12 protein-coding genes are annotated in these 11,832 nt (G+C 68.2%); 8 read left to right on the top strand and 4 right to left on the bottom strand.

The window, feature by feature from the left end; all coding sequences use genetic code 11:
• Window positions 1-43 precede the first annotated feature (43 nt).
• Complete coding sequence (locus ABZS29_RS12305) at window positions 44-847, bottom strand: AraC family transcriptional regulator (protein WP_355461160.1); 804 nt, start codon at window positions 845-847, stop codon at window positions 44-46.
• A gap of 71 nt (window positions 848-918) precedes the next feature.
• Here ABZS29_RS12305 and ABZS29_RS12300 point away from each other — a divergent pair, with 71 nt between their 5' ends.
• Together ABZS29_RS12300 and ABZS29_RS12295 are read left to right on the top strand one after the other, a co-directional pair.
• The gene (locus ABZS29_RS12300) at window positions 919-1,698 is read left to right on the top strand and encodes a phytanoyl-CoA dioxygenase family protein (protein WP_355461158.1); all 780 of its coding nucleotides are present in this window, start codon (window positions 919-921) and stop codon (window positions 1,696-1,698) included.
• Between the two features lie 94 nt (window positions 1,699-1,792).
• Window positions 1,793-2,086: an HU family DNA-binding protein gene (locus ABZS29_RS12295; protein ID WP_132408068.1), complete on the top strand. Its 294-nt coding sequence runs from the start codon at window positions 1,793-1,795 to the stop codon at window positions 2,084-2,086.
• A gap of 3 nt (window positions 2,087-2,089) precedes the next feature.
• Here ABZS29_RS12295 and ABZS29_RS12290 read toward each other — a convergent pair whose 3' ends face one another.
• Window positions 2,090-3,025 (bottom strand): SMP-30/gluconolactonase/LRE family protein, encoded by a 936-nt coding sequence (locus ABZS29_RS12290; protein ID WP_355461156.1) that lies wholly within the window; start codon window positions 3,023-3,025, stop codon window positions 2,090-2,092.
• Window positions 3,026-3,152: 127 nt separating this feature from the next.
• On the opposite strand from ABZS29_RS12290, the gene ABZS29_RS12285 reads away from it, so the two are divergent.
• Genes ABZS29_RS12285 through ABZS29_RS12275 form a run of 3 tightly spaced genes read left to right on the top strand, consistent with a single transcriptional unit; the run spans window position 3,153 to window position 6,656 of the window.
• On the top strand, window positions 3,153-5,099 hold the full coding sequence (locus ABZS29_RS12285; protein WP_355461155.1) for a M13-type metalloendopeptidase: 1,947 nt from the start codon (window positions 3,153-3,155) through the stop codon (window positions 5,097-5,099).
• Window positions 5,096-5,950 (top strand): helix-turn-helix transcriptional regulator, encoded by an 855-nt coding sequence (locus tag ABZS29_RS12280; protein WP_355461153.1) that lies wholly within the window; start codon window positions 5,096-5,098, stop codon window positions 5,948-5,950. The genes ABZS29_RS12285 and ABZS29_RS12280 overlap by 4 nt, the downstream gene beginning before the upstream one ends.
• 10 nt (window positions 5,951-5,960) lie before the next feature.
• The gene (locus ABZS29_RS12275) at window positions 5,961-6,656 is read left to right on the top strand and encodes an SDR family oxidoreductase (RefSeq protein ID WP_355461151.1); all 696 of its coding nucleotides are present in this window, start codon (window positions 5,961-5,963) and stop codon (window positions 6,654-6,656) included.
• 10 nt (window positions 6,657-6,666) lie between these two features.
• Here the strand turns inward: ABZS29_RS12275 and ABZS29_RS12270 are convergent, their stop codons facing one another.
• Complete coding sequence (locus ABZS29_RS12270) at window positions 6,667-8,103, bottom strand: aminopeptidase P family protein (protein WP_355461149.1); 1,437 nt, start codon at window positions 8,101-8,103, stop codon at window positions 6,667-6,669.
• Between the two features lie 38 nt (window positions 8,104-8,141).
• Entirely contained in the window at window positions 8,142-8,564 is a 423-nt protein-coding gene (gene panD, locus ABZS29_RS12265; protein WP_355461148.1) for an aspartate 1-decarboxylase, read from the bottom strand.
• A gap of 449 nt (window positions 8,565-9,013) precedes the next feature.
• Here panD and ABZS29_RS12260 point away from each other — a divergent pair, with 449 nt between their 5' ends.
• From ABZS29_RS12260 to ABZS29_RS12250, 3 genes are all read left to right on the top strand, one after another.
• Window positions 9,014-9,703, top strand: coding sequence for a uracil-DNA glycosylase (locus tag ABZS29_RS12260; RefSeq protein WP_355461147.1), 690 nt, complete (start codon window positions 9,014-9,016; stop codon window positions 9,701-9,703).
• 459 nt (window positions 9,704-10,162) lie between these two features.
• Entirely contained in the window at window positions 10,163-10,864 is a 702-nt protein-coding gene (locus ABZS29_RS12255) for a DUF969 domain-containing protein (RefSeq protein ID WP_355461145.1), read from the top strand.
• On the top strand, window positions 10,861-11,832 hold the full coding sequence (locus ABZS29_RS12250; protein ID WP_355461144.1) for a DUF979 domain-containing protein: 972 nt from the start codon (window positions 10,861-10,863) through the stop codon (window positions 11,830-11,832). Before ABZS29_RS12255 ends, ABZS29_RS12250 begins: the two co-directional genes overlap by 4 nt.

The following is an 11,832-nucleotide window of genomic DNA, read 5'->3' as shown; positions in this document are numbered from 1 at the left end:
CCAGTGAACGAATCTAGCGGTCTGAAAGTCGGTACCGCCTCCTTCAGAAGGAGGAAATCGGGCCCGGAATCGAACCAGTCCGCCGAAACGTGCGCGGTGACACCCCGGTACGCGCTGTGAACAGCCTGCTGAAGTACGCCGGGTCCTCGTAGCCCACCTGCCTGGCGACGGCAGCCACGGACAGCTCCTCTTCGGCGAGCAGGGCCTTCGCTGTGCTCAGCCGAGTCCGCAGTACGAGCTCCTGCGGCGTGAGGCCGGCCTCACGCCGTACTGCCTCGCGGAGTTGCTTCACGGTGAGTCCGAGCTCGGCTGCGTAGTCCTGCACTGAGGCGACCACACAGGCGAGTGCAGCCAGCCGCTCGGTCACTCCGTCGCTGGGCTCCGGCGCGGCGGCCGCGAGTACGTCGTAGAGCGCTCCTGCGGTCTGTACGGCGTTGTGCGCTTGGGCGACTCGTAGTAGCCGGCTGAATGCACGGTCGACCGGCCTGGGGTCGGCGTACCGGCTGACTGGCTTGTTGGGGTTCAGGTGGCCGAGTGCGGTGAGCCCGCTGATCGCCGTACCGCCGAAGAGGACCCACTGCTGCCGCCACCTCGTTGTGGGCTGGTAGCCGTGCAGAACGCCTGGGTAGAGCCACAGCATGGTCGGTCCCTGCACCTCGGCCAGCTGCCGGTTCGGACCGTGCAGAAGGTGACCTCGCCCCTCCCTCACCCACACCAACGCGTGACAGCCCAGCGCTCGCTCGGGCGTCGCTCCCTGCGCATTCGTCTGCTCGCCGACTCCCAGGCAGAAGAGTCCAAGTTGTAGCTCAGCAGGTCCAGGCGTCAGGTATGTCGACCAGTTGGCCATGGCACAAGAGTCCAAGAAGTCATCCGCCGTGTCCATTCCGGTCAGCGGCCGCACAGGGTCGAATTGTCGACGTGACGACATCCAACGGGTACGTGCTGGACGAACGACGACTGGGTGAACTGGTCGCCGTACCGGATCGGGAGCGGACCGACCTGCCGGTGCTGCGAGAGCGGTTGCAGCGGGAGGGCTATCTGCTGCTAAGAGGACAGCTGGATCCGCAGGACGTACTGGACTTCCGGAAGTACTACTTCGAACTCACGGGCGCTGCCACGGACCGAGCGTCATACCGGAAGGTGCTGTTCGACCAGATCGTGCCAGGACCTGAGTACGCCGCTTTCTGTGCGCGACTGAAACGGTGGTTCGGATGGTTCCTGGGCGGCGAGCCGTTCCTGCACCGGCGAAAGATCATCCGGCAGACCGCTCCCGGCGAGAACGGCATCGGCACCGCTACCCAGGCGCACTACGACCTGGTCTACCTGCGCGGCGGTAGCGACCAGGTGCTCTCGGCGTGGATCCCGCTTGGCGACTGTCCGGTCAGCCGCGGCGGTCTGACCTACCTGGAGCGCAGTCACCACCGAGTGCTCGCCGAAGAGGCCGCTGGGACCCTCAAACGCCCCGCTGCTTCGATCACAGCCGACCTGCCCGCCCTGGCCGAGCAGTACGACGCCAACTGGCTGGTGACCGACTACGCCGCCGGCGACGTGGTCATCCACACCGCCCACACGATCCACGCCGCCCTGGACAACGTCTCCGATGTGATGCGGCTCTCAACAGACATCCGCTACCAGCGTGCCGACGAGGCCGTGGACGCCCGCTGGCAGGCGCACTGGCACGACAAAGACGGGCTCTGACGGGACAAATCCGGATTGCTTCTCGCTAACGACAATCATTTCGGTTAAGGTTCCGGTCGTACCTCGAAACAGTCGAGATCCTGTGAGGAGAACCGTGAACCGCAACGAGTTGGTCGCCGGAGTGGCGGAGAAGGCGGGCATCCCGCGCAACCAGGCCGAGCGGGTCCTCGACGCGCTCGGCGACGTGGTCACCGAGGCCGTGCACAAGGGCGACAAGGTCTCCCTCACCGGCCTGCTGAGCATCGAGCGGGTGCTGCGCGCGCCCCGCACCGGCCGCAACCCGCAGACCGGTGAGCCGCTGTCGATCCCGGCCGGCTACTCCGTGCGGCTGTCCTGCGGGAGCCGTCTGAAGGCTGCCGCCCGCGGCAACCTCCGGACGATCTCCTGATCGCTACCGCTGCACCGCGGTCACCCAGTACGGCGTGGTCGCGGTCGGCGGGGTCGTGAAGCGGGCATTGGGCAGGTATAGCCGGCCCCCGAACGCGGCAGCAGTCGTCGGTACGTCGAAGTCCGGGCTACTGATCTCCCGCAGCACGCGGCCCGTCGTACCGGTCTTGTCGAGGCCGACCACGGCGATCTTGTTCAGCCGGTTCTGGACGACGTACAGGGTGCGGCCGCTCAGGAGCAGGCCGTCGCCGTTCGTCAGCACTGCGCCGCCGAGGTCGACCTTGCGGGTCACGCCGGTCCGTGGATCGACGCTGAACAGGAAGCCGGTGGACGACTGGATGATGAGCAGTCCGCGACCGTCCGGCGTGAAGGCGATGCCGTTGGCGTTCAGACCGGCGGTGTGCTGGTACTCGCCGCTCAACGGGACAGTCTGCGCCTTCGCCGGCAGCCTGCCGTGGCGCCCCAGCGGAACCTTGTAGAGCACCGGCTGCTGCGACTCGGTGAACCAGGCCGCGTCCTTGCCGACGATGACGTCGTTCACGAACGTCGGTGTCGTCGTGGTGAACGTGTAGCTCGCGAGCACTCGCCCGGTGCGGGTGTCGATCACGCGGCCGTCGCCGCCGGCCGCACCGGCCACGAACAGCCGGCCTTGGCGGTCGACCTTCATCCCGAGTGAGCCGGTGCCGGGTCCGGGGCTGATCACCTTGCCGGTGCCCGTGCGCAGGTCGGCGGCGTAGATGTCGCCGTTCGCGCGCGAGCCGAGGTACGCCGTACCGCGGGCGATCGCGATGCCTTCGGGCTGGAAGCCGTCCGGAAGCTCGATCCGGGCCGGGAAGCTGGTGGTCTGGGGAGTCGCCGTCGCGGCCGGCGCGTTGACCAGGCCGAGCAGCAGAGCGGGTACGCCGACGAGCATTGCCAGCCGACGGACGAGGTGTGACATGGGCGGGTCCTCCTGATCCGGGGTCTTGTTCAGGGGAACGTGATTGGCCTGTGGAAAGTTCAGAATCGGCCATGGCCAACCGGGTATGTTCACTGTCAGCAACTCATCACGAAACTTTGGGGCAGGGATGACAGCAGACATCGAGAGCTCGAGTCCGGCGCGGCCGCAGGACGACCTCTACCGGTCGGTCAACGGTCCGTGGCTGGCCGCGAACGAGATCCCGGCCGACAAGGCCATCTACGGCGCCTTCCACGCGCTCTGGGACACCGCTGAGCAGGACGTCCGCGCGATCGTGGAGAAGACCGTCGCCGCCGATCATCCGCAGGGCAGCGAGCCGCGGAAGATCGCCGACCTCTACACCAGCTTCCTGGACGAGGAGACGATCGAGCGGCTCGGCGCGGAGCCGATCGCCGGGCAGCTCGCGCTGGCCGACGGCGTCACCGACGTGGCCGAGTTGGTCGCGGTGCTGGGCAAGCTCGAGCTGGACGGTGTCCCGGGCGTCTTCCGGGTCTGGGTCGACGCGGACGCGAAGAGCTCTGACGAGCACATCATCTACTTGATGCAGGGCGGTCTGAGCCTGCCCGACGAGTCGTACTACCGCGACGAGAGCTTCGCCGAGAAGCGGACCGCGTTCGTCGCCCACGTCGCCCGGATGCTCGAGCTGGCCGGCCGGCCCGATCCGGCCGGTGCCGCCGAGCGGATCCTGGAGCTGGAGACGCGGCTGGCCGCGCACCACTGGGACCGGGTGAAGGACCGCGACGTCACGCTCACCTACAACAAGCTCGACCGGGCCGGGCTGGAGAAGCTCACCCCCGATCTCGACTGGTCCGGCTGGCTGGCCGGCGCCGGCATCCCGGAGAGCGCGTTCGAGCAGGTCGTCGTGCGCGAGCCCGAGTTCCTGACCGCGGCCGCGACCGCCCTGCAGGAGATCGACCTGGACCAGTGGAAGGAGTGGCTGGGCTGGCAGATCGTGCACTCGGCCGCGCCGGTGCTCAGCAAGGCCTTCGTCGAGGAGAACTTCGCCTTCTACGGCAAGGCGCTGACCGGCGCCCCGGAGCTGCGCGACCGCTGGAAGCGTGGTCTCGGCATGGTCGAGTCGGCGCTGGGCGAGGCGCTCGGCCAGCTCTACGTCACCGAGCACTTCCCGCCGATCGCCAAGTCCCGGATGGTCGAGCTGGTCGCCAACCTGGTCGAGTCCTACCGGCAGCGGATCGAGGCGCTGGACTGGATGGGTCCGGAGACCCGCCGCCGCGCGCTCGACAAGCTGGGCACCTTCGTGCCGAAGATCGGCTACCCGGACAAATGGAAGGACTACAGCGCGCTCGAGATCGACCCGACGGATCTGTTCGGCAACCTGCGCCGATCGGTCGCGGTCGAGACCGCCCGCGAGCTGGCCAAGCTCGGGACACCGGTGGACCGCGACGAGTGGCGGATGACCCCGCAGACGGTGAACGCCTACTACAACCCCCGGCAGAACGAGATCGTCTTCCCGGCCGGGATCCTGCAGCCGCCGTTCTTCGACCTGGACGCCGACGACGCCGTCAACTACGGCGCGATCGGCGCCGTGATCGGGCACGAGATCGGCCACGGCTTCGACGACCAGGGCTCGCGCTACGACGCGGCCGGCAACCTGAACGACTGGTGGACCGACGACGACCGGGCCGCCTTCGAAGCGCTCACCGACAAGCTCGTCGCGCAGTACGACGCCCTCTCGCCGGCCGAGACGCCGGGTCAGTTCGTCAACGGCAAGCTCACCCTCGGCGAGAACATCGGCGACCTCGGCGGACTCTCGATCGCTTACCACGCCTACCGGCTCTCGCTCGGCGACGCGGAACCGCCGGTGATCGACGGCAAGTCCGGGGCCGAGCGATTCTTCGGTGCCTGGGCTCACGCCTGGGCGACCAAGACCCGCCCCGAGGAGGCCGCCCGCCGCCTCACGATCGACCCGCACTCGCCGCCCGAGTTCCGCTGCAACGCGGTCGTGAAGAACATCGACGCCTTCCACGAGACCTACGGCACCACCGAGGGCGACGCGATGTGGCTGGCACCCGAGGACCGGGTGCGCATCTGGTGACAGCCGACCCCGGACCTCTCGGGCGGAACCTGCGCGCCTGGCGCGAGCGGGTTCGGCCCGAGGAGGTCGGGCTGCCCGACACGGCCCGGCGGCGGACTCCCGGTCTGCGCCGGGAGGAGCTGGCCACGCTCGCCGGCGTCTCCCCGGAGTACGTCGTACGGCTGGAGCAGGGGCGGACTCGGCACCCGTCACCACAGGTCGTGTCGGCGATGGCACGGGCGCTCGGGTTGTCGCCGTACGAGCTCGATCATTTGTATCGGCTGGCCGGGCTGTCGGCGCCGGAGAGTGGGCTGATGCCGCGGCACATCACGCCCGGTGTGCGGCGACTGGTGGACCGGCTCGGCGACTCCGTGCCGATCGCGATCTGCACGTCGTCGTGGGAGACGGTGTACTGGAATCCCTTGTGGGTGGCGCTTCTCGGCGATCCGGCGGCGGTCCCGAGCGGCCGGGAGCGAAACTTCGCCTGGCGGCATTTCACCGGTCAGCTGACCGGGATCTCGCTGGCGCCCGAGGAGCAGGCCGTGTTCGAGCACGACCTGGCATGCGACCTCCGTCGTACCGTCGATCGGTATCCAGGCGAGCATGACCTGGCCGCGATGTGCGCGGAGCTGCGGGAGCGGTTCCCCGGGTTCGCCCGGTCCTGGGACAGCGGGGATGTGCCCCGGCACCGGACGATGCGCAAGACCATCGAGCACCCCGAGCTCGGCAGTATCACCGTCGACAGCGACATCCTCACCGCTCCCGACAGCGAGCTGTATGTGACGGTGCTGACCGCCGAGCCCGGATCGGAGGACGCGTCCCGGCTCAGCCTGGTACTGACGGTGTCTGGATGGAGTGCCGTCCCGGGCTGATCCTGGAGACATGACGATCACTCTCATCACCGGGGCCAACAAGGGCCTCGGCTACGAAACCGCCCGCCAACTCGTTGCCCTCGGCCACACCGTGTACGTCGGCGCCCGCGACACCGAGCGCGGTCAGGCCGCGGCCGATCGGCTCGGCGCCCGGTTCATCCAGCTCGATGTGACCGACCAGGCCTCGGTCGACGCCGCCGCCAAGACGATCCGCGAGACCGAGGGGCACCTCGACGTACTGGTGAACAACGCCGGCATCGGCGGCTCGCCGACCTCGCCTGCCGAGCTCGGCGCCGACGAGATGCTTCGGATCTACGACGTCAACGTCTTCGGGATCGTCCGGGTCACCCAGGCGTTCCTGCCGTTGCTCGAGGCATCGAAGGCGCCGGTCGTGGTGAACGTGGCCAGCGGGCTCGGCTCCAAGGGCGTGGTGACCGATCCCGACCGGCTGGAGTCGAGCCTGACACCGATCGCCTACGCGTCGTCCAAGGCGGCCGCCGTGATGCTCAACCTCCAGTACGCCAAGGCCCTGCCGGGACTGCGGATCAACGTCGTCGACCCCGGCTACACCGCCACCGACCTCAACGACCACGGCGGCCCGCAAACCGTCGAAGAAGGCGCCGAGATCATCGTCCGGATGGCCACCATCACCCCCGACGGCCCCACCGCCACCTTCCAAGACCGCCACGGCCCCCTCCCCTGGTGACCCATTCGACCTACGAGGACATCCAGTTCTGGAGGCCTTCGATGGTGCGCGGCATGGCGTCGGAGAGGTTCTCGGCGCCGGTGTCGGTGATCAGGATGTCGTCCTCGATGCGGATGCCGATCCCGCGCAGGTCCTCGGGGACGGTGAGGTCGTCGGCCTGGAAGTACAGGCCGGGCTCGACGGTGAGGACGTAGCCGGTCTGCAGGTCGCCCTTGCGGTAGGTCTCCTCGCGAGCCGAGGCGCAGTCGTGCACGTCCAGGCCGAGCATGTGGCTGGTGCCGTGCAGCGTGTAGCGCTGGTGCAGGTTGCTCGCCGGGTCCAGGGCCTCCTCGGCCGAGACCGGCAGCAGCTCCATCGCGTCCAGACCGTGCACGATGACCTCCATCGCGGCGCGGTGCCCGGACTGGAACGGAACACCGGGCTTGAGCGCCGCGATGCCGGCGTTCTGCGCGTCGAGGACGAGCTGGTAGAGCTCGCGCTGGCGCGGCGTGAACTCGCCGTTCACCGGCAGGGTCCGGGTGATGTCGGCGGTGTACAGCTGGCGGTTCTCGACGCCCATGTCGAGCAGCATCAGCGTGCCGTCGACGACCGGGCCGTCGTTCTCGATCCAGTGCAGCGTGGTCGCGTGCGGGCCGGCGGCGGCGATCGAGGTGTAGCCGACGTCGTTGCCCTCGGCCCGGGCCCGGCGCCAGAAGGTGCCTTCGATCCAGCGCTCGCCGTACTCGCGGACGCGGTCCATCTCGGCCAGTACGTCGGAGAACCCGCGGTGGGTGATTCCTACCGCCTCGCGCAGCTGCTCGATCTCCCACGGGTCCTTGACCAGCCGGAGCTCGGACAGGGTCGTGGCCAGCTCCTTGTCCCGGGCGTCGTCGGTCCGCGCACCGCTCAGCAGCGCCGCGATCGACTGGTCCTCGGCCCGCCGTACCCGAGTCGGTACGTCGTTCTTCAGCGCGTCGGCGAGTTGGTCGATGTGCCGCGTCTCGACGCCGAACTCCTTGGCGGTCTCGGCCAGGGACGGACGGCGCCCGGCCCACAGCTCGCCGTACATGCGGTCGCGCCAGAACTCCGAGCCCTGGCTGCGGTCGGCGCGCGGGCGGAAGTACAGGACGGTGTCGTGGCCGGTCGTCCCGTTCGGCTCCAGCACGAGGACGGCGTCCGAGGTCTGGTCACCAGCCAGCCACACGTAGTCGGTGTGCGGCCGGAAGACGTAGTCGGTGTCGTTGGAGCGGACCTTGTAGGTCCCGGCCGGAATCACCAGCCGCTCGCCCGGGAACGCCTGCGACAGCGCGTCCCGCCGCTTCGCCGCCCAGACGCCGACATCGCTCAGCGTCACGTCGGTTCGCTCGGAGTCGGCCCACCCCGAGTTCATGAACGCGGCCAGTTTCGCGCTCGGCTCGGAGTCGTGCGACGCGGTCTTCGGCGCTGCGTCTGTGGTGTTCTCGGTCATCGTCGACCAGTCCTCGTTTCGGCGCAGGGGCCCGATTGTCAGCCCCGGGTGTGCAGTTCGTCACCGCGGGTCAGGCCGCTGTCCGGCAGCGCTTCCGCGGGATCCGAGCCGACGCGCGTGATCGCATTCTGCTCGTCCACGAAGACTACGCTCGGCACGAACGTCTTCGCCTCCGCGGACTCGAACATCCCGTACGCGATCAGGATGACGACGTCCCCCGGATGGATCAGATGCGCCGCCGCCCCGTTGATCCCGACCACCCCGGACCCCCGCGGCCCCTCGATCAGGTACGTCGACAGCCGCGCCCCGTTGGTGACGTCGACGATGTCCACCTTCTCGCCGGCCACCAGATCAGCCGCCTCCATCAACGCCACATCCAACGTGCACGACCCCACGTAATGCAGGTCCGCCTGCGTCACCGTCGCCCGATGAACCTTCGACTTCATCAACTCACGCCACATGCGCGCCATCATCCGGCCCCAACGCCCCCCCTGTCAGTGTCCCCAGTCACCAACCCCACCTTGAGCACCCACCAACCACTCCCACCGCCCGCACCCGAGCGAACCGTGCCCAAAGTCGCCTCACCCCCCGACCTTGAGCACCCACCAACCACTTCGACGGCCCGCAGACGGTTGAGCGGTGCACAAGGTGGGCGCGACGATCGGCCCCGTGCACAAAGACACGCCCGCCCACCTTTGGGCACGGATCATCACCTTGGGCACGCCTCGACCAGTTTGGGGGCGGTGAGGTGGTTGGTGGGTGCACAAGGTGGGGGCGTGCAAAGGCCTCGCAAGCTCATACCTTGCGAGGCCGAGACCTTTGTACCTGCGGGAGCGGTACGGCGGTGGGCCGACACGCGAACAGAGAGCGACGTCACAGGGCGAGTGGCGGAGAGGGTTCGGCGGCTGACATGCTGTGGCGGGTGAGCCCGAAGTCTTTGACGGATTTGGTGGCGCCCGACTGGGCGGAAGCGCTGGCGCCGGTCGAGGAGACGGTCAGTCGGCTGGGTGAGTTCTTGCGGGGTGAGATCGCGGCCGGGCGGCCGTATCTGCCGGCGGGGGAGAACGTGTTGCGTGCGTTCAAGAGCCCGCTGCAGCAGGTGAAGGTGCTCGTGGTCGGGCAGGACCCGTATCCGACACCGGGGCATCCGGTGGGGTTGAGCTTTTCGGTCGCTCCGGATGTCAGGCCGATCCCCCGCAGCCTGCAGAACATCTACCGCGAGCTGATGGCGGACGTCGGCGTACCGGCTCCGTCGAACGGCGACCTGACGCCGTGGGCCGAGCAGGGCGTACTGATGCTCAACAGAGTGCTCACCGTGCAGCCGGGCAAGTCCGGGTCGCACCGCGGCAAGGGCTGGGAGTCGGTGACCGAGCAGGCGATCCACGCGCTCGTGGACCGCGGCGGACCGCTCGTCGCCATCCTCTGGGGTCGCGACGCGCAGACGCTCAAGCCGATGCTCAAAGGCGTCCCGTACGTCGAGAGCGCGCACCCGAGCCCGATGTCGGCGGACCGGGGGTTCTTCGGCTCGCGTCCGTTCAGCCGGGTCAACGCACTGCTCGTCGAGCAAGGCGCGACGCCGATCGACTGGCGACTGCCCTAGCCCCCTGCCATTCCACACACCGGCTTCGGTCGCCGCACGGGAGGTACGCCGCCGACTGTGAGGACCGTGCTGCCGGAAATCGATTGCAGGCGCCAATCTCCTCACAGTCGATGCCCGCGGTCACGGCGGAGCACGGTGGCTTCGGTCGCGGAACACGGTGGCTTCGGTCGCGGAACACGGTGGCTTCGGTGGCAGGCATCCCCGATATCACGTCGACTGCGGGAAGCAGGTCGCCGGAAAGCCCTTACCAGCAACCTGCTCTCGACACTCGCCTGCAGACTTACCGCACTCGCATGGCGGCTTCGATTGCGGCGTCGTACCGGTCGCGCCCTTCGAGAGCCTCAAAACCTCCTGACAAGCCGACTTGTTTGAATGATCTATTGCAGGATCGTTCAACAATCTCCTATGGTGACGGGAATCGCACTCGCGCAGTCACACCGTCCGTCCCTGGGAGGAACCATGTGGGTTCTGCTCGCCATCGCGGTGGTCGTCGTCGGTTTCGCGCTCCGGCTGAACTCGATGCTGGTCGTCACCGCGGCCGGCATCGTGGCCGGTCTGATCGGCGGCCTGTCGCCGGTCAAGATCCTGAACGCCTTCGGCGACGGGTTCGCCGGTAGCCGTTCCGTCACCGTCTTCATCGTCACCTTGCCCGTGATCGGGCTGATCGAGCGCTACGGCCTGCAGCATCAGGCCCGCAAGCTGATCGGCAAGCTCACCTTCGCCACCACCGGCCGGCTGCTCGCCATCTACCTGCTGATCCGGCAGGGTACGGCGGCGCTCGGCCTGACCAGTATCGGCGGTCCCGCGCAGGCGGTCCGGCCGCTGATCCACCCGATGGCGGCCGGTGCCGCCGAACGCCGCTACGGCAAACTGCCGGACAAGCTCCAGGAGAAGATCAAGGGCTTCGCCGCCAGCGCGGACACGGTCGGACTGTTCTTCGGCGAGGACATCTTCGTCGCGATCGGCTCGATCCTGCTGATCACCGGGTTCGTCGACACGACGTACGGGCTGCACCTGGAGGCGATCGACATCGCGCTCTGGGCGATCCCGACCGGTATCTGCGCACTTCTCATCCATGGCGCCCGGCTGCTCTATCTCGATCGCCAGCTGGACCACCTGGCCCGCGCGGCCCGGGCCGAGGCCAAGGAGGCAGCGAAGTGATCAAGGTCGAGTGGTTCTACTGGCTCTGCGGGATCTTCTTCGTGCTGATCGCGCTGCAGGTCCTCAACGACCGCACCAACCCCAAGCGGCTCGGCAGTGCGGCCTTCTGGGGCATCCTCGGGCTCTCGTTCGGCTACGGCACCTTTGTGGTCAACAAGACCGCACCCGCCTGGCTCCTCGGCATCGCGGTGATCGGCCTGGCGGTGCTGGCCGGCTCTGGCTTCCCCGGCAAGGGCGAGGAGCGTACGACGACGCAGGCCGAGCGAGCGACGTTCGCCGACAAGTTCGGCAACAAGCTGTTCCTGCCCGCACTCGTCATCCCCGTGGTGGCTGCGCTCTTCGGTGCGTGGCTGGCCAAGGTCAAGCTCGGCGACGGCAAGCCGCTGCTGCAGTCCGGTTCGGCCACGATCATCGGGCTCGGCGTCGCATCCCTGCTGGCACTGGCGGTCGGCATGGCGCTGCTCCGGCCGCGCTCCCCCGCCGTACCGCTGCACGAGGGGCGTCGACTGCTCGAGCACATCGGCTGGGCGGCGATCCTGCCGCAGATGCTGGCCACACTGGGGCTGCTGTTCAACGCCTCCGGTGTCGGCAAGGCAGTCGGCCGAGTGACTGACCACCTGGTGCCCAAGGGCTCGCTGATCGCCGCAGTCGCCTTGTACTGCATCGGTATGGCGGTCTTCACGATCATCATGGGCAACGCGTTCGCAGCGTTCCCGGTGATGACGGCCGCGGTCGGCTGGCCGCTGCTGGTGCAGCAATTCGGCGGTGCGCCGGCGGTGGTCTTCGCGATCGGCATGCTGGCCGGCTTCTGCGGCACTCTCTGTACGCCGATGGCCGCCAACTTCAATCTGGTTCCAGCGGCCCTGCTGGAGATGAAGGATCAGTACGGACCGATCAAGGCCCAGATCCCGACTGCAATCCCCTTGCTGGGTTGCAACATCGCCATCATGTACTTCTTCGCCTTCTAG

Source organism: Kribbella sp. NPDC005582, from assembly GCF_040605415.1.
GTDB lineage: Bacteria > Actinomycetota > Actinomycetes > Propionibacteriales > Kribbellaceae > Kribbella.
The sequence above is the reverse complement of the archived record's forward strand: the minus strand, read 5'-3'. Positions and strand labels throughout refer to the sequence as shown.

Excerpts from the sequence above, each read along its gene's own strand:
- ABZS29_RS12305 (WP_355461160.1), bottom strand. The coding sequence starts at position 847 with ATGGCCAACTGGTCGACATACCTGACGCCTGGACCTGCTGAGCTACAA.
- ABZS29_RS12290 (WP_355461156.1), bottom strand. The coding sequence starts at position 3,025 with ATGTCACACCTCGTCCGTCGGCTGGCAATGCTCGTCGGCGTACCCGCT.
- ABZS29_RS12285 (WP_355461155.1), top strand. The coding sequence starts at position 3,153 with ATGACAGCAGACATCGAGAGCTCGAGTCCGGCGCGGCCGCAGGACGAC.
- ABZS29_RS12275 (WP_355461151.1), top strand. The coding sequence starts at position 5,961 with ATGACGATCACTCTCATCACCGGGGCCAACAAGGGCCTCGGCTACGAA.
- ABZS29_RS12270 (WP_355461149.1), bottom strand. The coding sequence starts at position 8,103 with ATGACCGAGAACACCACAGACGCAGCGCCGAAGACCGCGTCGCACGAC.
- panD (WP_355461148.1), bottom strand. The coding sequence starts at position 8,564 with ATGTGGCGTGAGTTGATGAAGTCGAAGGTTCATCGGGCGACGGTGACG.
- ABZS29_RS12260 (WP_355461147.1), top strand. The coding sequence starts at position 9,014 with ATGCTGTGGCGGGTGAGCCCGAAGTCTTTGACGGATTTGGTGGCGCCC.
- ABZS29_RS12255 (WP_355461145.1), top strand. The coding sequence starts at position 10,163 with ATGTGGGTTCTGCTCGCCATCGCGGTGGTCGTCGTCGGTTTCGCGCTC.